This window comes from Actinomadura sp. NEAU-AAG7 (assembly GCF_018603865.1).
Classification (GTDB): Bacteria; Actinomycetota; Actinomycetes; order Streptosporangiales; family Streptosporangiaceae; genus Spirillospora; species Spirillospora litoris.
The window spans coordinates 214,660-235,762 of sequence record NZ_JAHFZY010000005.1 but is presented as its reverse complement, the minus strand read 5'-3'; the positions used below and the strand labels follow the sequence as shown (position 1 = coordinate 235,762).

The window sequence follows — 21,103 nt, the reverse complement described above, 5'->3', positions numbered from 1 at the left end:
CGAGTAGAGTCGGCCCATGTCCCCCGAGACCAACCTGACGTGGCGGAACTGGGCGGGAAACCAGCGGGCCGAACCGGTGCGGGCGCTGGCGCCGCGCACCGCCGGGGAGGTGGCCGACGCCGTCCGCGCGGCCGCCCATGACGGGCTGACCGTCCGGATGACCGGCACCGGGCACTCCTTCACCGGCGCCGCCGTCGCCGAGGGCGTGCTGCTGCGCCCCGACGCGCTCACCGCCGTCCGCTCGGTCGACACCTCGACCGGCCTCGTGACGGTCGAGGCGGGGCTCCCGCTGCACACGCTCAACCGCGTCCTGCACGAGCACGGCCTCGCGCTGGCCAACATGGGCGACATCCAGGAGCAGACCGTCGCGGGCGCCCTCCAGACCGCCACGCACGGCACCGGGCGCGACGCCGCCGGGCTCGCCTCCCAGGTCGCCGCGCTGGAGCTCGTGCTCGCCGACGGGTCGGCCGTCACCTGCTCGCCCGCCGAGCGGCCCGAGCTGTTCGACGCCGCCCGCGCGGGGCTCGGCGCGCTCGGCGTCGTCACCGCCGTCACGTGGAAGACCGTCCCCGCGTTCCTGCTGCGCGCGCAGGAGGCGCCGATGCGGTGGGACGAGGTGCTCGCGCGCGTGGACGAGTTCGACTCCGCCAACGAGCACTTCGAGTTCTACTGGTTCCCCCACACCGAGGGGTGCCTCACCAAGCGCAACAACCCCGTCGCGGGGCCCGCGCGCCCGCTGTCCAAGGCGAAGCACTGGCTGGACGACCGGTTCCTGTCCAACACCGTGTTCGGCGCCGTCAACAGGGTCACCCACCGGGCGCCGGCCTCGACCCCGTTCGTCAACGGGGTCTGCGCCAGGCTGCTCGGCGCGCGCGTCTACAGCGACACCTCCTACAAGGTGTTCACCAGCCCGCGGACGGTGCGGTTCAAGGAGCAGGAGTACGCGATCCCCCGCGAGGAGCTCGTCCCCGCCCTGCGCGAGCTCCGGGCCCTGTTCAACCGCAGGGACTGGCGGATCGGCTTCCCGATCGAGGTCAGGATGCTGCCGCCCGAGGACGCCTGGCTGTCCATGGCCTACGGGCGCAGGACGGCGTTCATCGCCGTCCACGTCTACCACCGCGCCCCGCACGAGGAGTACTTCCGCGCCGTCGAGAACCTCCTCGTCGCCTTCGGCGGGCGCCCGCACTGGGGCAAGCTCCACACCCGCGACGCCGCCTATCTGGAGAAGGCGTACCCGAGGTTCGGCGACTTCCGGGCCCTGCGCGACGAACTCGACCCGGACCGCCGCTTCGCCAACGCCTACACGACCCGGGTCTTCGGCGACTGACGCGCTCACTCCGCCGGCGCGTTGCGCTGCTGCTCCTCGCCGCCGGGCTTCTCCTCGCCGCCGGGGTTCTGGCTCGACGGCGCGGAGCTGCCGGGCGCCGTCGGCGCCGTGGGCACCGTGCTCGTCGGCTTGTCGGTCGGGCGCTCGGTCCGCGGCGGCGCCGGCTCGTCCGTCGCGGTGCCGGTCGAGGGCGTGCCGGTCTTGGGCGTCTCCCCCGACGGGCCGCCGCTCGGCTCCTCGCCGGTGGGCCTCTCGCTGCCCGACGGCCCGTCCGAGGGCGTCTCGTCGGTGCGCCCGCCGCCGTCGCCGTCGCCGCCGAGGACCTTGGTCACCGTCAGCCCGTTGCCCTTGTCGCCGATCGGGCTGCCGGACGCCGCCTCGAACAGCGTGATGCCGCCGAGGACGAACGCGAACACCGCCGCCGAGGACAGCACCAGCGGCACCCAGCGCTGCCTGGCCCAGGCCACCGTGCCCTCCCACGCGGACCTGCGGGCCGCCTCGCGCACCGCCTCCTCGCCCGCGAGCCCGGCGAGGTCGCCCGCGACCGCCTGGGACGGATCCAGCCGGGTGGCGTTCGGGTCCATGTACGCGGCGCTGGGTTCCAGGCGCGTGGCGCCGGGGTCGTCCAGCCTCCTCTGGACGGCGTCCACGTCCAGGTCCATGCGCGTCGCGTTCGGGTCGGACCACACCGCCGTCCGCGTCGGGTCCGCCTCGACCGCGCGCGCCGCCGCGTCCTGCGCCGCGTCCCTGCGCTCCGCCGACGCCTGGACGTGCGTCAGGTCCTTGATCTGCTCCCGGCCCTGGTCCAGGTAGTGCTTGCACACCGCGGCCCCGGCGGTCGAGGCCACGCTCATGAAGGCCGCGCCCAGGATCGTCCCGTACACGCCCAGGTACGACGCCCCCACCGCGGCGGCGAGCGTCGCCATCCCGCTCGCGATGAGCTGCGTCGTGCTCAGGTCCGGCAGCTTGCCCGGCATCCGCCCCGTTCCCCCTGTCTGATCGACGACAAATACCCCGAACGGAAACTAACCGCCACATCCGGGTGTTCCGAACACGGACGTGATGCTCGCTACGCCAAACGGGTGGAGCCGGAAGGCCACGTCAGGCACAGTGTGGAAAAGGATGCACAAGAATCAGGCAGGGCGGCCACGGGCGGACCCGGTGCCCGGCAAGCTTGGTCAGGTGCCCTCTTCGGCCTCGTGAGGAGGGCTTCGAGAGCGGCGATGTTCGGACATGCCGGGTACGGTGCTGGCAGCAGGTGTGTCCGAAAGAGAGACTCGGGAACCCGGGGGAAGGGCACGCATGCGCCCTCGGCGGGCACTGGACGACCGGCGGGTGGGAGCACGATGGAGGCGGGCTTCCCACCGGCGGCGTGGTCCGGCGCCCTCCGTGCCGTCTGGACAGGGCAGGAAGGACACGCATGCAGGAGCTGCGCCTCGTCGCGGTCAGCGAGGACGGTACGTACCTCGTCCTGGCCACTGCGGGCCGAGGCACCCGGTTCACCCTGCCCGTCGACGACCGGCTCCGCGCCGCGGTCCGTGGGCACTTCTCCCGCCTCGGCCAGTTCGAGATCGAAGTGGAGAGTCCCTTGCGTCCCAAGGAGATCCAGGCCCGTATCCGGTCCGGCGAGACCGCTGAGGAGATCGCCGAGTCCGCGGGCATCCCCGTCGAACGCATCCGCTGGTTCGAAGGGCCGGTCCTTCAGGAACGCGAGTACATGGCGCAGCAGGCGCAGCGCGTCGCCGTGCGCCGGCCGGGCGAGTCGACCCCGGGCCCGCCCCTCGGCGAGACCGTCGAGGAGCGCCTCGGCCGCGGCGGCGTCGACCTCGACGAGGCCGAGTGGGACTCCTGGAAGTGCGAGGACAACACCTGGCGCGTCCGCCTCTCCTTCTTCGACAACGGCCGCCCGCACGCCGCCGAGTGGGTCTTCGACCCGCGCCGCCGCCACGTCTCCCCGCTGGACGAGATCGCCGCCCGCCTCACCGCCGTCGAGTGGGACGAGGAGTCCCTGTCCGACACCGTGACCCCGCTCGTCCCGCGCCGTCCGGCGATGAAGGTCGTCTCCGGCGACCGCGGCCTGCCCGCCGAGCCCGAGCCGGCCGCCGGGCCCGAGCCGCTGCGCGCCGCCGAGCCGCGCGAGTACGTCATCGAGCGGGGCCGCGCGCTGGACCCGCGCCCCTCCTTCCCGCCCGCCCCTGAGCAGGCCCCGACTCCGCTGCGCGAGGCCGGTGCGCGCCGCGTCCCTCCGGCCGGGCCCGAGGAGCACCCGGTCGCGGAGGCCCGCGAGCCCGCCGAGTCGCTTGAGGACGCCCTCGCGCGCGGCGCCGCCCAGCTCCGCGAGGCCGCCGCCGCGTCCGCACGCGACGACGAGGCCGCCGACCTCGGCGAGGCCGCGGCCGGCCACCGCCCGGCCGTGGACGGCGGCGAGACCGGCGACGCCCCGGAGGTCACCGACCTCCGCGAGGACGCCGAGGAGGAGGACGCCGCCGCCGGGTCCGCCGCCGACGAGCAGGAGACCGCGCCGGAGCCCGAGGCCGCTCCCGGCGAGGCGACCCACGCCGCTGAGGACGCCGAGGAGGAGAAGCAGGAGGAGGCGGCCGAGGCCGTCACCGCCGAGGAGGACGCCGAGGCATCCCCGGCGGAGCCCGAGGCCCCGCCCGCCGGCGCGGAGCACGACGGGGAGTCCGTGCCCGGGGAGGAGCCCGAACCGCCCAAGGCCGAGGAATCGGGCGAGGACGAGGCGGAGGGAGCGGTCGAGGAGGAGGCGCCCGAGCGCGCTCCCGCCGAGGACGCCAAGGCCGCCGAAAAGGCCGCCGAAAAGGCCGCCGAGACGGCCGACAAGCCCGGCAGGCCGGACGAGGCCGCCGACAAGCCCGACGACGCCGACCTGACCCCCGCCGCGCGGAAGGCGGCGCAGCGGCCCGCGCACCGGGCCCCGGCGAAGAAGAAGCCCGCCGGGCGGCCCGCCGTCCCCCCGGCTCAGGACAAGCCCGCCGCGGCGTCGGAGACCCCCGCGGCGGCGGCGCGGGCCGCGCGGGGCCGCCGCAAGGCCAAGGGCAAGCGCGCCTCCGTCCCGTCCTGGGACGAGATCATGTTCGGCGCCCGGCGCCCCGAATAGGCGCGCCGGTCAGGGCGCGGCCGCGTCCACGGGGAGCGGGGCGTCCAGGAACGGAGCGAGCCAGGCGGGGGTGATGGACGCCGCCAGGGCGACGGCGTCGCCTTCGGCCATGTCCAGCGCGGTGTAGCCGCCCTCGCCCGCGCCCACGGCGACGAACAGGGTGGCGAGGCCCAGGCGGCGCTGGAACAGCGTCCGGCGGACGCGCCACCCGACGATCGCGCCGTGCTCGATCACCACCTGGCGGCGGCGGAGGCTGCCCGAGCGGAGGGTGAGGAGTCCGGAGCCGGTGGCGTGCCCGAGCTGCCGGTAGCGGTCCAGGCCCAGCGGGACGGCGAACACCGCGAGCACCGCGCAGACGTAGGCGACCCAGAACTGCCCGGCCGCGACGGCGAGCAGCGCGACCCCGGCGGGCGGGGCCATGGCGCGCGCGACGCGCCGTCCCCGCGCGGCGGTGGGGTGCGGGAGCAGCGGCCCGGGGATCGCGCCGAGCACGCGGGTCGCCAGCGCCTCGGCGGCCGGGCGCGGCGCGGCGGGCAGCAGCCGCCCCCGGTGCGCGGCGTCGCCGAGGCCGGTGATCAGCGCGCCGAGCCGGGTGACCCCGGCGGCGCGCTCGAACGGGTTGTCGGCGAACTCGACGCCGCGCAGCCGGCGGCGCTCCAGCGACACGCTGCGCCGGGTGACCAGGCCGCGCTCGGCGACCAGCGAGCCGTCCCGCTCGTGGACGGTGAAGTCCCAGTTGAAGAGCGTGAAGACGATCACCGACATGACCGGCATCGCGATCAGGACGAGGATCGCCAGCGCCACGACCAGCGCCGTCGGCAGCCCGACGGCGCTGTGCCCGGCGCTCTCCACCCGCTCCTGGGTGATGAGGCCGAGGTCGTCGCCGAGGTTGTAGAGGGTGCCGAGCAGGCTGCCCGCCAGCGCGAAGGGCGTCAGCAGGTAGGCGCCGCTGAGCGGGGCGTACACGTACCAGCGGCGGCGCATGCGGCCGAGGACGCGGCGCGGCTGCTCGGTGCGGGTCAGCAGGACGCGGCGGAGCCGTTCGGCCTCGTGCCGGGAGACCGCGTTGAGCTCGCCCTCGCCGCCGTCCGCGCCCGCGTCGATGCGGACGACCGCGAGCCCGAGGAGCCGGTGCGGGAGGGACGTGCTGATGTCCACGCCCCGGATCCGGTCGCGCGGGATGCTCTTGACCGACCGTCCGATGAGGGAGCGGCGCAGCTCGATGCGGTCCTCGCGGACGATGTAGGTGAACGTCGCCCACCCGGCGATGTGGAAGAACAGGCCGAACGCCAGGCCGACGAGCGTGAAGTAGAACGCGGTGGACAGCCCGCCCACGACCAGGCCCGTCATCCCGGCGGCCAGGAGCGCGACCAGTTCCCGGACGGCGCCCACGACGAACGTCAGCGGATGGAGGCGCTGCGCGGGCCCGGTCACGTGGCGTCGTCGCGGAGGTCGTGCGCGCGGTGCGCCAGGTCGTCGGCCAGCCGGGTCGCGACGTCCACGGGCAGGCCGGAGACCTCCGAGGAGCCCGTGTGCGACGCGGTGTTGATCTCGATGGTGGCGAGCCCCAGCATCCGCTCCAGCCAGCCCTGCCCGGTCTCGACGGTCTGGATCCGCCCGACCGGCACCAGCAGCCACTCGCGGCTGAACCAGCCCGTGCGGGTGTAGACGACGTCCGCGCTCACCTCCCAGCGGTGGACGCGGTAGCGCCACACCGGCGCGACCGTCACCATCAGCAGGCCGACCGCGCCGACGAGGTAGGCCAGCCAGCCGACCCGGCCCGACAGCCAGCCCGGCAGGGCGTCCCAGCCAGAGTCGTCTATCCACGCGGCCACGCCGAGCGCGAGGCCGAACCCCAGCCCCCACAGCAGCAGGTACTCGATCGCCCAGTGCGCCATCGCGCGGGGGGAGACGCGGTTCGCGGGCGGCCGCAGGCGCGGCGGGTGCGGCCCCCCGCCGTCCTGGTGGTGACTGCGCCGCACCGACGTCACACCGCGAGTTTAGAACCACCGGGCGTGCCTCCGGGCCGGTCGCGGGCCGGTCGCGGCCGCTCCCGGCGGAGCCGGAGGAAGGGTTCACGGCGATCTCAGCGTTTTGTCAGTGGTGCGTGCGAGGTTGGAAGTCAGCACCTCACGGCGGCCGTGCCGCCGAAAAAGCTGATGCGGAACGCACCGGGCAACGCATACCTTGGCAGACCGTCTGCGCGAGAAGTGTCCGGCATACGAGAAAAGCCCTAGGAGATCCCATGACCTACGCGATCCAGGCCGACGGCCTGGTGAAGCGGTTCGGTGATACCGAGGCGCTCGCCGGCGTCTCGCTCACCGCTCAAGCGGGGACGGTGCTCGGCGTGCTGGGCCCCAACGGCGCCGGCAAGACCACCACGACCCGGATCCTCGCCACGCTGATCGAGCCGACCGGCGGCAGCGCCAGGGTCGGCGGGTTCGACGTGGTCAAGGAGGCGCACAAGGTCCGGCAGCTCATCGGTCTGACCGGGCAGTACGCCGGGGTCGACGAGATGCTCACCGGCACCGAGAACCTGATCCTGATCGGGCGGCTGCTCGGCATCCCGCGCCGCGAGTCCCGGGCGCGCGCCGCCGAGCTGCTGGAGCGCTTCCAGCTCACCGAGGCCGCCGAGCGCGCCGCCAAGACCTACTCCGGCGGCATGCGGCGCCGCCTCGACCTGGCCGCGAGCCTGGTCGGCCGCCCCCAGATCCTCTTCCTGGACGAGCCGACCACCGGCCTGGACCCGCGCAGCCGCAACGGCCTGTGGGACATCGTCCGCGGCCTCACCGACGACGGCGTCACCGTGCTGCTCACCACGCAGTACCTGGAGGAGGCCGACCAGCTCGCCGACGACATCGTCGTCATCGACCGCGGCCAGGTGATCGCGCACGGCACGTCCGACACGCTGAAGTCGCAGGTCGGCGGCCAGGTGCTGGAGGTCAGGCCGCTCCAGGAGTCCGACGTCGCCGCCGCGTCGCGGATCGTCGGCGAGATGGCCGGCGCCGAGCCGGAGGCCCGCGACGGGATGGTCTCGGTGCCGATCACCGACCCGCAGCTGATGCCCGCCGTGGTGCGGCGCCTGGACGACGCCGGCGTCACCGTCGGCGAGCTGTCGCTGCGCAAGTCCAGCCTGGACGAGGTGTTCTTCGCCCTCACCGGCCACCACACCGACGACATCGAGGCCGAGGCCGACGCGCTCGCCGGGTCGACCGACCTGAAGGCGTCCGACAAGGCGACCGACAAGGCGTCCGACAAGGAGGGGGCGTCGGCATGACGACCGCGACCTTCACCCCGCCGCAGACCCTCTCCAAGCGGGTCTCGCCGGGCACCACCGTCCGCAACGTGCTCACGCTGGCGTGGCGCAACCTGGTGCAGATCAAGCACAACCCGATGGAGCTGCTGGACCTGTCCATCCAGCCCATCATGTTCGTGCTGCTGTTCGCCTACGTGTTCGGGCCCGCGATGGAGGGCAGCGTCGACGCCTACCTCCCGGTCGTGATCCCGGGCATCATCGCGCAGAACGCGCTGTTCGCCGGGATGAGCACCGGGTTCGGGCTCAACACCGACATCACCAAGGGCGTGTTCGACCGGTTCCGCAGCCTGCCGATCTCGCGCAGCGCCCCGCTCGCCGGGCGGATCCTCGCCGACACCGCCAAGCAGGCGTGGTCGATGATGATCCTGCTCGCGGTCGGGTTCGCGATCGGGTTCCGGGTCGAGACGAACGTGCTCGCACTGATCACCGCGTTCGTCCTGCTGCTGACCTTCGCCGTGCTGTTCTCCTGGACGTCGGTCTTCATCGCGATGAAGGTCAACGAGCCGGAGAAGGTGCAGATCTTCGGCTTCGTGGTGATCTTCCCGCTGAGCTTCCTCAGCACCGCGTTCATCAAGTCGACCCAGGGCATCCCGGGGTGGCTCGCCGCCGTGATGGACAACAGCCCGGTGACGCACCTGGTCGAGGCCATGCGCGGCCTGCTGGTCGGCGGCCCGGTGCTGAACCACGCGCTGATCGCGCTGGCGTGGGGCGTCGGCATCTCCGCCGTGTTCGCCCCCCTGTCGCTGCGCGCCTTCAAGCAGCGCGCCTGACCCCACGCGCGCTCGGCCCGACCCGGGCCGGACGCGTCCGGCAGCCGGACGGCCCGTCCACCCCCTCGAACCGAGGCACCGGTGGCCGGGCCGTCCGGCTGCTCCGTCTCGTGCCCGCGCCCGCGCCCGCCCGCGCCCGCCCGTGGCCGCGCCCGCTCGTGGCCGCGCCCGCCCGCGCCCGCCGTGGCCGCGCCCGCTCGTGGCCGCGCCCGCCCGCGCCCGTCCCTGGCCGTGGCCGTCGTCACGGGTGGGGCAGGTCGAAGGCTTCGACGATGTCGGTGAACGTCCATGACCGGCCCCGCTCGTTGGCGGCGGTGAAGGCGGGCTCGCCGAGCGCCTCGCGGACGGCGGCCTCGATGGCCAGGACGTCCGGCTGGGAGAGGTCGCGGGTGCCGCGCAGGCCGTCGGCGGCGCCGAGCAGGACGGCCGCGCGCTCGGCGTCGCCGAGGGCGCGGCAAAGCTCGGCATGGCCGCCCAGCACGTAGGACAGGATCGGGTAGTCCTGCGACTGGACGGCGATGCGCACCGCCTCGTCCAGCCGGGCGCGGGCCTCCTCGACGGCGCCGAGCGCGATGTCGAGCTGGGCCCGGGAGCTGAGCAGCATCGCGCGGAACTGCGGCGGACCGGACAGCCCCGCCGACAGGTCCTCGGCCAGCGTGAGCCCGCGCAGCGCCTCGCCGGAGTCCCCGGCGCGGCGGGCGATCTCGGCGAGCTGGTAGTTCAGCGCCATCGTCTCCTCCGAGCGGGACGCCCCGCCCTGCTCCATGCTCCGCAGCAGCAGCGCGCGGGCGCGGGCGGACTCGCCCATGAGGTCCAGCTCGTTGCCCAGCCGCATCGTCACGTACAGCATCGACGAGCTCTCGCGGCCCAGCTCGGCGTTCAGCCGGAGGCTCTCCTCGTAGCGCGCGACGGCCCCCGCGTGCTCGCCCCGGCGGCTGAGGATCTCCCCCTGCGCGGTGAGCGCGAACGACAGCCCCCAGCGGTCGCCGGCCTCCCGGAACCCCGCGAGCGCCCGGTCGAAGAAGTCCTCGATCAGATGCGTCCGGCCGAAGTTGTGGGCGATGTGGCCCTGGACGAAGTTCGCGAGGCCGCGGGCCCACGGGTCCTCGGAGTCCAGCAGCCGCTCGATCCCCTCGGCGGGGTGCAGGTTCCAGCCGTCCACCTGCATCTTGCCCATGAACAGCATCAGCCACAGCACCGGGTGGAGGTCGCGGTCGTCGATCCCGTCGCCGATCTCCTGGGCGCGCCGGAGCCAGGTGGCGGCCGGGGCCGGGTTCGGCCGCTTGTCGAGCGCGGTGAGCGAGGCGAGGGCGAACGCCATCGCGGTGGGCTGGTCGGCGGGCACGCCGGGCAGGTCGAGGATCTCCTCCAGGTGCTCGGTGCCCTCGGTGAGCCGCCCCCGCAGGAACCAGGACCAGCCGAGCGCGGCGCAGAACCGCAGCGCGAGCGGCGCGTCCCGGACGGAGACCGCCCAGCGCAGCGCTGCGGCGCAGTTGTCGTGCTCGGCGGCCAGCCGGGGCAGCCAGCGGATCTGGTCGGCGCGGTACAGGTGCGGCTCGGCCTCCTCGGCGAGCCGCAGGAAATGATCGGCGTGGGCGCGGCGCGTCCGCTCCTCCTCCCCCGCCTGGACGAGGCGCTCCAGCCCGTACGCGCGGAGCGTCTCCAGCATCCGGTAGCGGGGTCCGCCGTCCGTGCCGGACACGGTCACCAGCGACTTGTCGACCAGCGCCGACAGGACGTCCAGGACGTCGGCGCGGTGCAGGCCCGGCCCCGCGCACACGTCCTCGGCGGCCTCCAGCGTCGCGCCGCCGTGGAAGACGGCGAGGCGGCGCCACAGCGCCCGCTCGGGCTCGGCGAGCAGGTCCCAGCTCCACTCGACGACGGCGCGGAGCGTCTTGTGGCGGGGCAGGGCGGTGCGGCTGCCCGCGTTGAGCAGCCGGAACCGGTCGTCGAGCCGGACGGCGACCTGCTCGGGCGTCATCGCGCTGAGCCGTGCGGCGGCCAGCTCGATCGCCAGCGGCATGCCGTCCAGCGCGCGGCAGATCCGCACGATCCAACCGGCGTTGTCCTCGGTGACGGCGAAGCCCGGGGACACGGCGGCGGCGCGGTCGGCGAACAGCCGGACGGCGGGCCGCGTGTGCGCCGCCGCCGCGTCCGCCGAGGGCGGCGGCAGCTCCAGCGGCTCGACCGGCCAGAGCGTCTCGCCGGTGATGCCGAGCGGCTCCCGGCTGGTCGCGAGGATCCGCACGCCGGGGCAGGCCGCGAGCACCTGGTCGGCGAGCCGGGCGGCGGCGTCCAGGAGGTGCTCGCAGTTGTCCAGGACGAGCAGCAGCCGGCGGCCCGCGAGCGCGGACACGAGCCGCTCCAGCGGCTCGGCGGTGTCGGGCGCCGCCATCCGGCCGGAGCCCGCCGCGATCAGCGGCCCCCCGCGGAGCCCGAGCGCGCCGAGGGCGCCGAGCGCGGCGGCGGGGACCTCGGCGGGGTCGGCGACGGGCGCGAGCTCGACCAGCCACGCCCCGTCGGGCATCCGCCCGGCGAGCCGCTCGCCCGACTCCAGTGACAGCCGGGTCTTGCCGGACCCGCCGGGGCCGATGAGCGTGACGAGCCGCGCCCGCGACAGCAGGTCGTCGACGCGGCCGAGGTCGGCGTCGCGGCCGATGAAGCTGGTGAGCCGGGCCCGCAGGTTCCCCTTCCGGTCGTCCGGCGGCGGAGGCGCGGCCGGGGCGGCCGGGGCGGCCTGGGAAGCCGGGGCGGCCGGCCGTAGGGACGCGTCCTGCCGGAGGACGGCGAGGTACACCGCCTCCAGCGCGGGGGACGGATCGACGCCCAGCACCTCGCCCAGCGCGTGCTTGGCCGCGTCGTAGGCGGCGAGGGCCTCGGCCTGGTGTCCGGCGGCGTAGAGGGCGCGCATCAGCAGGGCGGTGACGGGCTCGCGGAGCGGGTCCTGCGCAGCGAGCGCCTGGAGCTCGGGGATCAGCCGCGCGTGCCGGCCGAGCGCGAGGTCGGCGTCGAGGCGCTCCTCCAGCGCGGCGCGGCGCAGCGCCTCCAGCCGGGCGGCGGGCGCGTCGGCGAACCGGAGCCCGGCGGCGTCGGCGAGCGCCGGGCCGCGCCACAGCGCGAGGGCCGCGCCGAGCCCGGCGGAGCGTTCGGCGGGCGCGGCGGCGGCGCGGGCGGCGGCCACCCGCGCCTCGAAGTCGTGGACGTCGACGTCCCCGCGCCGGACGGTGAGCCGGTACCCGCCGAACCGCGACTCGACGGCGTCCCGGCCGACGAGCGCGCGCAGCCGCGAGACGAGCGACTGGAGCGCGTTCGCGGCGCCCCCGGGGACGTCGTCCTCCCAGAGCGCGTCGATGATCCGCTCCGCCGGGAGCACCGAGCCGGGGTCGAGCGCGAGCAGCGTCAGCAGCACCCGCAGCCGGGCGCCCCCGATCTCGACGGGGCGGCCGTCCGCGAGCACCTCCAGGGGCCCGAGCATCCCGATCCGCACGCCCACGATTGTCCCCGAAGGGCGGCCGTCCCCGAACGGCGGCGTGCCGGGGTCGCGCCGCCCCCGCGGCGGAACCCCGGCACGCTCCTCGTATCCGTTCGTCGTCTCCGGTCAGGCGGTCAGGCGGTCAGGCGGCGTTCTCCTTCGCCTTGCGCTCGCCCGCCCTGTGGTCGTCCAGCGCCGCCAGCTCGAAGTCGGCGCGGGGCTGCTCGACGGTGGCGAGCGAGACGGTCTCGCGCTTGAGGAACAGCGCGAGCGTCCAGTCGGCCAGGACGCGCAGCTTGCGGTTGAAGGTCGGGACCATCGCGCCGTGGTAGGTGCGGTGGAAGAACCACGCGGGCCAGCCCTTGAGCTTGAAGCCCATCGGGTTCGCGACGCCCTTGTGCAGGCCGAGGCCCGCGACGGTGCCGAGGTTGCCGTGGACGTAGGGCTTGAGCGACTTGCCCCGCAGCGACCGCACGATGTTGTCGCCGAGCAGCTTGGCCTGGCGCACCGCGTGCTGGGCGTTGGGCGGGCAGAACATGCCGTCCTCGGTGAGGTCGGGGATCGCGGCGTTGTCGCCGGCGGTGAACGCGCGCACGAGGCCCTCGATCGTGAGGTACTCGGTGCCCTTGACGCGGCCCCGCTCGTCCAGCGGGATGTCGCCGTGCCGGACGACCGGCGAGGGCTTGACGCCCGCGTTCCACACCAGCGTCCCGGCCGGGAACGCGCTGCCGTCCGACAGCTCGATCTGGCCGTCCACCGCCGAGCGCAGCAGCGTGTTCATCTTCACGTCGATGCCGCGGCCGCGCAGCTGCTCGGCCGTCCACTTGCCCATGTCGGGGCCGACCTCGGGCAGGATCCGGTCGGCGGCCTCGACCAGGATGAAGCGCAGGTCCTGCGGGGTGACCTTGCGCATGTACTTGGTGGCGTCGCGCGTCATGTCCTCAAGCTCGGCGACGGCCTCGACGCCCGCGAACCCGCCGCCGACGAACACGAACGTCAGCGCCTTGCGGCGCAGCTCGACATCGTTGGTCGACTCGGCGATCTCCAGCTGCTCCAGCACGTGGTTGCGCAGGTGGATGGCCTCGCCGACGGTCTTCAGGCTGATCCCGTTCTCGGCGAGCCCGGGGATCGGCAGCAGCCGCGGCACCGCGCCAGCGGCCATGACCAGGTAGTCGTAGGAGATCCGCTCCGGCGGCCCGGCCAGCGGCTGGACGATCGCCCAGCCCTCGTCGTGGTTCAGCTCGGTGACCCGCGCCTTGCGGACGGTGCACTTGGGCAGCACCCGGCGCAGCGGGACGACGACGTGCCGGGGGGAGATGTTCCCCGCGGCGGCCTCGGGGAGGAACGGCTGGTACGTCATGTACGAGTTCGGGTCCACGACGGTGACCTTGACCTCGCCCCTGCGCAGCTCGCCGCGGAGCTTCTTCTGCAGGCGGAGGGCGGTGTACATGCCCACATAGCCGCCACCCACGATGAGGATGTGGGGAGCGCCAGGGGTCTCCTCGGCGGTCCTGGCCATTGCGGCCTCCAATGTTCACGGTCGGCTTGTGAAGACATTCACAAGCTACCCGATGACTCCCGTCCGGCGCCAACCGATATCGCCGGAAGAACAGCGAAACTTCTCGTAACGGCAAAACGGCGGGCCACCTTCCATGTGAACTTCACCACTCCTTTCCACATTTCCGGACATCTCACACCAAAGCACGCATGACCAACCTCACAGCCCTGATCTGCGCTTGATCGCCGAACTGTCCCGTCTGGTCCCGTCCGGTCCCGGGGCGCGCGGGCGGGGCGGGCCCCGAAAGGCCCGTTCCACCCCCGCGAAGCCCCTAAGGTTGGGCCGGACGAGGAAGGGGGCGCCGCCTGCGGGGCGCGCGCCGCCGGGACGTGAGAATCCGGCGGGGCGCGGCGTACGATCTCGCGCGGGAGCGTATCGACGATGATGAGCAGAGACCGGCGTCCGATCCCGGCCGTGGCGGGCGCGCTCGCCCTCGCCTTCTCGCTGGGCGGCTGCGGGCTGATCGGGCGGCCCCAGAACAAGAGCGCCGAACTGTCGGAGTGGTTCACGGTGACCAGCCCGGTCTTCCGTGATGCCCACGACTTGCCCACGCGGTACGGCTGCACGACGTACCCTGGCGGGCAGGGCAGGACCCCGCCGTTGCGGTGGTCGGGCGCCCCGGCCGGCACCAGATCGTTCGCGATCGTCATGGACGACCCGGACGCCTCCAACGGCGCCCGCGTCCACTGGGTGATCGCGGGCATCGAGGGCACGGTCAACGAGCTCGTCGAGGGGGCCGGCATCACCGGCGCCGTCGAGGGGCTGACCACGGGCGACAAGGACAAGGCGGGTTACGTTCCGCCGTGCCCGCCCAAGGGAGAACGGCATCGGTACAGGTTCACCATCTACGCGCTGGACGATCCGGCGCCGTTCAAGAGCGGCGCCAAGCTCAAGGACTCGCTCGGCGCCATCGCGAAGCACACGGTGGGACGCGGACGGATCACCGGGAACTTCGGCGGGAAGCAGGCGCGTTGACCCTGGAGCCTGAGGCACGAGGTCAGGGCGGACCCCTCGGGGGGCGGAGCTGACAGGCGGGTGCGGATCGGTCTTCTGGTGCCGATCGGTACACGCCGGGTGAGGGCAAATGTGCGCGAAGGGTGTGACAACGGTCATAGCGGTCGGACACAATCGGGCTAGGCCCGAGGGGAGCCGGCCGCCGGTGACAGACGAGACGGACCCGCGGTCCGCGCTGGCGACTCTCGCCGGGCCAAGGCATTGGGTGGTGGCATGACTTCTTACATCGTGGTCTTCGGCCTCATTGTGGTCGTGGTCCTGGTGGTCGTCCTCGTGGCCCTCGGTCTGCGGGCCAGCAGGGCCGGGCGGGACGACGACGACTGGATGGACGACGAGCAGCCGCAGCCGCGCGGCCGCCGGGCCGCCCCGCAGCCCCAGCAGGGGAACGCGGGCGCGCCCGAGGACGGCTACGACACCGGCTATGACGGCGGCTACGACGGTGCCTACGAGGGCGGCTACGAGACCGGTTACAACGGGGGCCAGGAACCCGCCTACGAGGACCCCTCGTACGGCCCGGGCGCCCCCGACCCCGCCTACGACCGCCGCGTCGCGGGCGGCCCGCTCGCCGCCCCCACCGCCGCCGCGCCGCAGCAGCCGTCCCCGCCGCCGCCCCCGCCCGCCGGTCAGGGCTCCTCCGACGAGATGGAGGACGACGACTACTGGGCGACCATCACCTTCGACAAGCCCAAGTTCCCCTGGCAGCACGGCCAGGACGGCGAGCGCCCCGACGCCGACCCCGCCGCCGACCCGCTGCACGCGCAGGCGCAGGTCCCGCAGCAGGGCCAGCCGATGCCGCAGCAGGGGCACGAGCAGATGCCCGTCGAGCAGCCCGGCCTGACCCAGCCGGTCACGCTCGGCGCCGACGGGACGATCCTCAACGGCCTCGGCGCCCCGATCGGCACGGGCCCGCAGCAGATGCCGCAGGGCCCCGCCGGCCAGCAGGGCGACTTCCAGGGCGGGTTCCCGCAGGGCGGCTCGCCGTTCGGCGGCGACCCGACCTCGACCGCCAACGACCCGATCCCCGCCGACCTCGGCCTCCAGGGCGGCACCGGACCGCAGGCGCCCTACGGCGTCCCCGGCCAGCCCGACCAGCCCGTGTACGGCGGCGCCCAGGAGCCGCAGCACGTGTTCGGCGCGCCCGAGCAGCAGCCCTACGGCGGCGACCCGTCCTACGGCGCGCAGGAGCAGCCGTCCTACGGCGGGCAGGAGCAGCCGGGCTACGGCGAGCAGCAGTCGCCGTTCGGCGCACCTGAGCAGTCGCCGTTCGGCGCGCCCGAGCAGCCGCAGTACGGCTCGCCCGAGCCCTCCTACGGCGACTACGGCTCCGACCCGCTGGGCGGGCGTCCGGCGGCCGCCGCCGGGCCGCCGGCCGCGCCGTCCGGAGGGCGTCCCGACGCCTTCCCGCCGCCGTCGGGCGACCCCAGGGCCTCCGACCCGCTGGGGCTGCCCCTGCGCCGCGCTGAGGACCCGATGCGCGGCTTCGGCGAGACCGGCGGCGGGCTGCCCGGCCCGTCCGAGCCCGCCCCGCCGCCCGCCGCTCCCCCGGTGCCGCCGCCCGCGGCACCGCCCGCCCCGGCCGCGCCCGCCGCGCACGGCGGCCTCGGCGGCGGCTCCGACACCGACAACCACAAGCTCCCGACCGTGGACGAACTGCTCCAGCGCATCCAGACCGACCGGCAGCGCGCGTCGGGCGGCGGGTCGTCCGACGGCGGCTACGGCGGCCTGAACGACCCGCTGAACGACCCGCTCGGCACCGGCTCGTTCGGCACCGGCGGCGGCGGCGCGGGCGGCGGGGGCGCGAGCGGCTCCACCGGCACCGGCCCGTGGTCGGCGGGAGGGTCGGGCACCGGCTCGAACCCGACCTCCGGCCTCGGCGCCCCGGCCGGATACGGCCAGGGCTCCGCGCCCGAGGGCTACCCGACGGCCCCGGCCTACGGCGAGTCGCCGCGCTACGAGGACCCGCTCGGCACGGGCGGCTCGTCCTACGGCGGGTCCGGCGGTTCGAGCGGCGGCAACACCGGCGGCTACGGCGATTTCAGCGGGAGCAGCTACAATTCCGACCCGCTGGCGGGGCCGCAGGACCCGAACGGCGGCGGCCAGGGCGGCTACGGCGGCGACCCCAACGCCACGCAGGCCTACAACCCGGGCTACTCCCAGGACGGCTACCAGCAGGACGGCTACCAGCAGGGCGGCAACCGCCCCGGCAACGACACCGGCCCGTACGGGTCGCAGCCCGACGACTGGCAGAACTACCGCCGCTGACCCGCCACCCGCCGGCCTGACCTGACCCGCCGACGCCGCGTCACCATCGGTCGAGGGCCGCCGGATTCCCGGTGGTCCTGGCCGCGTCGGCGGGCGTGCTTATATACGTTGTGTGACTCCCAAGTTGTTAGGCGTGTCCACACTCCGACACGACCTGCTCGCGTCCTTCGTCGTCTTCCTCGTCGCGATACCGCTGTCCCTCGGGATCGCCGTCGCCTCGGGCGCACCGATCGCCGCCGGACTGATCGCCGCCATCGTCGGCGGCATCGTCGCCGGACTGGTCGGCGGGTCGCCACTCCAGGTGAGCGGACCCGCCGCCGGCCTCACCGTCATCGTCGCCGAACTCGTCCAGACCTACGGCTGGCGCGCCACCTGCACGATCACCCTGCTCGGCGGCCTCCTCCAGATCGCGCTCGGCGCCAGCCGCGTCGCCCGCGCCGCCCTCGCCGTCTCCCCCGCCGTCGTGCACGGCATGCTCGCGGGGGTCGGGCTCGTCCTCGTCCTCGCGCAGGCGCACGTGGTGCTCGGCGGCAGCCCGCAGCAGTCCGCGCTCGACAACCTGCGGGAACTGCCCGGGCAGATCCTGGACCCCTCCACCCATCCCGCGCTGCTCGGCGGGATCACCGTCCTGGCCCTGCTGGCCTGGTCGCGGCTGCCGCGCGGCGGCGGCCGGTTCGGGACGGCGCTGCGCCTGGTCCCCGGGCCGCTGCCCGCGATCGCCCTCGCCACCCTCACCGCCTGGTCGCTCGGCTGGACGGCGCCCCGCGTCGACCTGCCCGACAGCCTGCTCGGCGGCTGGCAGGCGCCCGTCATGCCGCACGGGACGCCGCACGCGATCGTCGGGGCCGTCGTGTCCGTCGGGCTGGTCGCGGCGGTCGAGTCGCTGCTGTGCGGGGTCGCCGTCGACCGCAGGCGGCCCGCCGGGGTGCCGCGCGCCGACCTCGACCGCGACCTGCTCGGCCAGGGCGCCGCGAACGCGGTGTCGGGGCTCCTCGGCGGCCTGCCGGTCGCGGGCGTCATCGTCCGGAGCACCGCCAACGTGGAGGCGGGCGCCCGCACCCGCGCCTCGACCGTCCTGCACGGCGTCTGGGTGCTGGTCCTCGCGCTGCTGTGCGGGCCGGTCATCGAGCAGGTCCCGCTGGCCGCGCTCGCCGCGCTGCTGATGGTGCTCGGCTTCCGGCTGATGGACACCGCGCGCGTCCGCGACCTGCGCCACCACCGCGAGGCGCCCGCCTACTTCGCGACGCTCGCGGGCGTGGTGGTGCTCGGGCTCGGCGAGGGCGTCCTGCTCGGCATCGGGATCATGGCGGTGCTGGCGCTGCGGCGCCTCACCCGCCTGTCGGTGCGCGCCGAGCGGCTCGTCCCCGTGTCCGGCGACGAGCCGGGGCCGCCCCGCTGGCACGTCGTCGTCGAGGGCACGCTGACGTTCCTCGGCGTCCCGAAGCTGACCCGCCTTCTCCAGAGCGTGCCGCAGGGCGCGTCCGTCGACCTGGACCTCGACGTCGACTTCATGGACCACGCCGCGTTCGACGCCGTCCACCAGTGGCGGCTCGCCCACGAACGCCAGGGTGGCCGGGTCGACATCGACGAGGTTCACGAGACTTGGTATGAAGGAGCTGTGACTGGTGATATGTCCTCTCCGCCCAAGAAGTCGCCTCCGGCCCGCTGGTGGGCGCCGTGGGCGAACCGGCGCCGCCGCCAGGAGGCGGAGCTGGACGGCCCCGAGGTGTCCCCGAGCGCGCTGCTGCTGGCGGGCGTGCGCGAGTACCACGGCCGCACCGCCCCGCTCGTCCGCCCGATCATGGCGGAGCTGTCGATGGAGCAGAAGCCCGAGCACCTGTTCATCACCTGCGTGGACTCCCGCGTCGTGCCCAACATCATCACCGCGAGCGGCCCGGGCGACCTGTTCATCAACCGCAACGTCGGCAACATGGTCCCGCGCCACGGCAGCCGCACGCCCGACGACTCCGTCGCCGCGACCGTCGAGTACGCCACGAGCGTCCTCGACATCCGGACGATCACGATCTGCGGCCACTCCAACTGCGGCGCCATGGCGGCGCTGCTCGCGGGCGGCACCGAGGTCGAGCACCTGGAGGGGCTGACGCGCTGGCTCAGGCACGGCAACCAGAGCCTCGCCCGGTTCCTCGCCACCGAGCACACCGACGAGCCGCCGCTGACCCGGCTCTGCAAGATCAACGTCATGCAGCAGCTCGACAACCTGCTCACCTACCCCTGGCTCCGGGAGCGCGTGGAGGCGGGCGAGATCGAGCTGGTCGGCCTCTACCTGGACCTGAAGACCGCCAACGTCCAGGTCCTCGACCGGCCCGCCGGCACCTTCGTCCCCGTCCCGGACGAGGTCACCCTCTAGAAGATCGCGGCGGGCCGTCCCCCGTGGGCGGCCCGCAGCCATCGAACGGCCCCGGCCCGGGCCTGCCGGCCCCGGCCGGGCCGCCCCCGTCTCAGCGGCCGACCAACTCGTCGCCGCGGATTTCGTCGTCCCCGTCCATGAAGTCGCTCCCGCGTGTGTACATGCCCGTCACCCGGCGCGCCCTCCGCGAGCGCCCGTCGGGCGCGGGGAGGAACAGCGCGTCGCGGCGGCTGGCCCGCGCGAACTCCGCGAGGTAGGCCAGCGAGGCCAGCAGCCCGACGAGGCCGATCACCACCATGCCCACGATGAACACCGGCGCTCCTCTCCGCGGGGCCGGGTTCGCCCCGCCATCACCGCCGATCCAGGAGACCGGCTCTACCTCGGACATTAGGCGCCGGCTTTCAGATCATTTGTGTCGTGTGACCCGAACCAGAAGAGTTCCACGCCCCTCCCCTTCCGCGCCGGCTCCGCGGCGGAACCTCCGCTGACCGCGCCCCGTCCAACCGGTCTCAACAGCGGGCAAGGAGGGGCTATGGAAACAGCCCGGATCCTCATTGGGCTCATCGTGGCAGTACTCCTACCGGACAGCCTTCCCGTGGTTCGCCGGTCCTTCCTTTTCCGCACGGTCATGGCGGGACTCTACGGCATCTGGGTCATGACACCCCTTCTTTCCATTTGGGTGACCACCCTCCTGTGCCTGCTCGCCATATTCTGGTCGTGTTCGCTGCGGGTATGGGAAAAGGCCGTTGACGGAAACCAGGGCGGAAATGGCAAGCCGGCCGGCCGGTCCACCGACCGCCTGTTCGGCATCAGGATCTACTTAACCCGGATCCTCCAGCGCGGTCGGCAGGAGGCGGCCATCACGCTCCGCTGGGCGCGACTTCACAGCAAGTCGCCCCACCGCCGCTCTGTGGGGAGTGCGCTCACGCTGTCGGTGACCACGGCCATCCTGCTCGGGGCCTTCAGTTTCGACGGCCCTCCCCGAGACGTCCTGGCGATTCTGACGGGAAACAGGGCGGTCGTCGTGGTTTCAGGTTTTCTCGCCGCCACCTTCGTCAGCCACGAGGTCGTCGCCCGTATATATGCTCAGTTCGACCGCAAAGCGCCCAGGCTCCGTACCGAGATCTTCTCCTTCAGCGAAGCATATGGATACATCGGCTGGTTCGAGCGGGCCCTGGTCTTCGCCTTCGTCGCCAGTGGCCAGGCGGCTGCGGCGGCGCTCGCAATAGCCGCCAAATCACTCGCCCGGCACCCTGAGATCGAAAAGGATCGCGAGTTCGGCGAGAGATTCATCATAGGTACTTTCGTCAGCGTGCTATTTGGTGTACTCTGGGCAGTCATTGTGCGACTGGCACTGGGCCTGAAACCCATGTAGAGGACACCTTGAACGATGTGGAGCTTCTATTCGAGACCGTGGAAGCCTTGAGCCTTTGCAATGCCGATTTCATCCTCGCCGGGAGCGCCCCCCTTCTTCTGCACGGCCTCAGGGCGGACATTCAGGACCTGGATGTCGTCGCCAGGAAGGCGGCATGGAAAGAGGTCGAGAGGCTTTATCCGGTAGCGGCGGCTCCCTACGATGGCGTCCTGGTCGCCCATCATTTCGACGGGCAGGTCTCGATTGAGATCCTGAACGGCTGGTTTCCCCGGCTCATGAGCTGGAGCACCGACTATCTCATCGAGCGGGCAGAAGTCGCCCGGGGCATCAATTTCATGCCCCTGGACCTCACCCTCGCCTGGAAGAAAAGCCTCGGCCGCCACAAGGATATTGACGATATTCGCAGAATAGAGCGCTTCCTGGAGCACGAGTAGGCGGAGGCCGACCGACCCCGCGTTCGGGCCGCCGCACGTCCTCGAAGCGTCCGTTCAGCGGTGGTCGATGCGGGAGATGCGCAGGAGAG

The 21,103-nt window shown here is 73.7% G+C and carries 15 protein-coding genes; 9 read left to right on the top strand and 6 right to left on the bottom strand.

What is annotated here, in order from left to right:
* Positions 1–16 precede the first annotated feature (16 nt).
* Positions 17–1,327 (top strand): D-arabinono-1,4-lactone oxidase, encoded by a 1,311-nt coding sequence (locus KLI87_RS23755; protein ID WP_214618749.1) that lies wholly within the window; start codon positions 17–19, stop codon positions 1,325–1,327.
* Positions 1,328–1,332: 5 nt separating this feature from the next.
* Here the strand turns inward: KLI87_RS23755 and KLI87_RS23750 are convergent, their stop codons facing one another.
* On the bottom strand, positions 1,333–2,304 hold the full coding sequence (locus KLI87_RS23750; RefSeq protein ID WP_214618748.1) for a hypothetical protein: 972 nt from the start codon (positions 2,302–2,304) through the stop codon (positions 1,333–1,335).
* 443 nt (positions 2,305–2,747) lie between these two features.
* Here KLI87_RS23750 and sepH point away from each other — a divergent pair, with 443 nt between their 5' ends.
* Complete coding sequence (gene sepH, locus KLI87_RS23745; protein WP_214618747.1) at positions 2,748–4,445, top strand: septation protein SepH; 1,698 nt, start codon at positions 2,748–2,750, stop codon at positions 4,443–4,445.
* 9 nt (positions 4,446–4,454) lie between these two features.
* Here the strand turns inward: sepH and KLI87_RS23740 are convergent, their stop codons facing one another.
* Complete coding sequence (locus tag KLI87_RS23740; protein WP_308166140.1) at positions 4,455–5,879, bottom strand: PH domain-containing protein; 1,425 nt, start codon at positions 5,877–5,879, stop codon at positions 4,455–4,457.
* Positions 5,876–6,436 (bottom strand): PH domain-containing protein, encoded by a 561-nt coding sequence (locus KLI87_RS23735; protein WP_242886607.1) that lies wholly within the window; start codon positions 6,434–6,436, stop codon positions 5,876–5,878. Before KLI87_RS23735 ends, KLI87_RS23740 begins: the two co-directional genes overlap by 4 nt.
* A 254-nt stretch (positions 6,437–6,690) precedes the next feature.
* Between KLI87_RS23735 and KLI87_RS23730 the strand changes: the two genes are divergently transcribed.
* Positions 6,691–7,722 carry an ATP-binding cassette domain-containing protein gene (locus tag KLI87_RS23730; protein ID WP_214618746.1) on the top strand — a complete coding sequence of 344 codons (1,032 nt, stop codon included), beginning with the start codon at positions 6,691–6,693 and terminating at the stop codon, positions 7,720–7,722.
* A complete protein-coding gene (locus tag KLI87_RS23725) occupies positions 7,719–8,531 on the top strand; it encodes an ABC transporter permease (protein WP_156215004.1) in 813 nt (270 codons plus the stop codon). Before KLI87_RS23730 ends, KLI87_RS23725 begins: the two co-directional genes overlap by 4 nt.
* Before the next feature lie 241 nt (positions 8,532–8,772).
* On the opposite strand, the gene KLI87_RS23720 is transcribed toward KLI87_RS23725, so the two are convergent.
* A complete protein-coding gene (locus KLI87_RS23720) occupies positions 8,773–12,018 on the bottom strand; it encodes a BTAD domain-containing putative transcriptional regulator (protein WP_214618745.1) in 3,246 nt (1,081 codons plus the stop codon).
* Positions 12,019–12,145: 127 nt separating this feature from the next.
* Entirely contained in the window at positions 12,146–13,453 is a 1,308-nt protein-coding gene (locus KLI87_RS23715; RefSeq protein WP_372492402.1) for an NAD(P)/FAD-dependent oxidoreductase, read from the bottom strand.
* A gap of 489 nt (positions 13,454–13,942) precedes the next feature.
* Here KLI87_RS23715 and KLI87_RS23710 point away from each other — a divergent pair, with 489 nt between their 5' ends.
* The 3 genes from KLI87_RS23710 to KLI87_RS23700 all read left to right on the top strand — a co-directional run bounded on the left by KLI87_RS23710 (position 13,943) and on the right by KLI87_RS23700 (position 19,205).
* Complete coding sequence (locus KLI87_RS23710) at positions 13,943–14,536, top strand: YbhB/YbcL family Raf kinase inhibitor-like protein (RefSeq protein WP_242886613.1); 594 nt, start codon at positions 13,943–13,945, stop codon at positions 14,534–14,536.
* A 252-nt stretch (positions 14,537–14,788) separates the two neighbouring features.
* Positions 14,789–16,837 (top strand): hypothetical protein, encoded by a 2,049-nt coding sequence (locus KLI87_RS23705; protein ID WP_214618744.1) that lies wholly within the window; start codon positions 14,789–14,791, stop codon positions 16,835–16,837.
* Between the two features lie 133 nt (positions 16,838–16,970).
* Positions 16,971–19,205 carry a bifunctional SulP family inorganic anion transporter/carbonic anhydrase gene (locus KLI87_RS23700; RefSeq protein WP_308166139.1) on the top strand — a complete coding sequence of 745 codons (2,235 nt, stop codon included), beginning with the start codon at positions 16,971–16,973 and terminating at the stop codon, positions 19,203–19,205.
* Between the two features lie 91 nt (positions 19,206–19,296).
* Here KLI87_RS23700 and KLI87_RS23695 read toward each other — a convergent pair whose 3' ends face one another.
* On the bottom strand, positions 19,297–19,518 hold the full coding sequence (locus KLI87_RS23695; protein WP_308166138.1) for a hypothetical protein: 222 nt from the start codon (positions 19,516–19,518) through the stop codon (positions 19,297–19,299).
* A gap of 219 nt (positions 19,519–19,737) precedes the next feature.
* Here KLI87_RS23695 and KLI87_RS23690 point away from each other — a divergent pair, with 219 nt between their 5' ends.
* Together KLI87_RS23690 and KLI87_RS23685 are read left to right on the top strand one after the other, a co-directional pair.
* Complete coding sequence (locus KLI87_RS23690; RefSeq protein WP_156215001.1) at positions 19,738–20,580, top strand: hypothetical protein; 843 nt, start codon at positions 19,738–19,740, stop codon at positions 20,578–20,580.
* Between the two features lie 8 nt (positions 20,581–20,588).
* Entirely contained in the window at positions 20,589–21,014 is a 426-nt protein-coding gene (locus KLI87_RS23685; RefSeq protein WP_156215000.1) for a hypothetical protein, read from the top strand.
* Positions 21,015–21,103 lie beyond the last annotated feature (89 nt).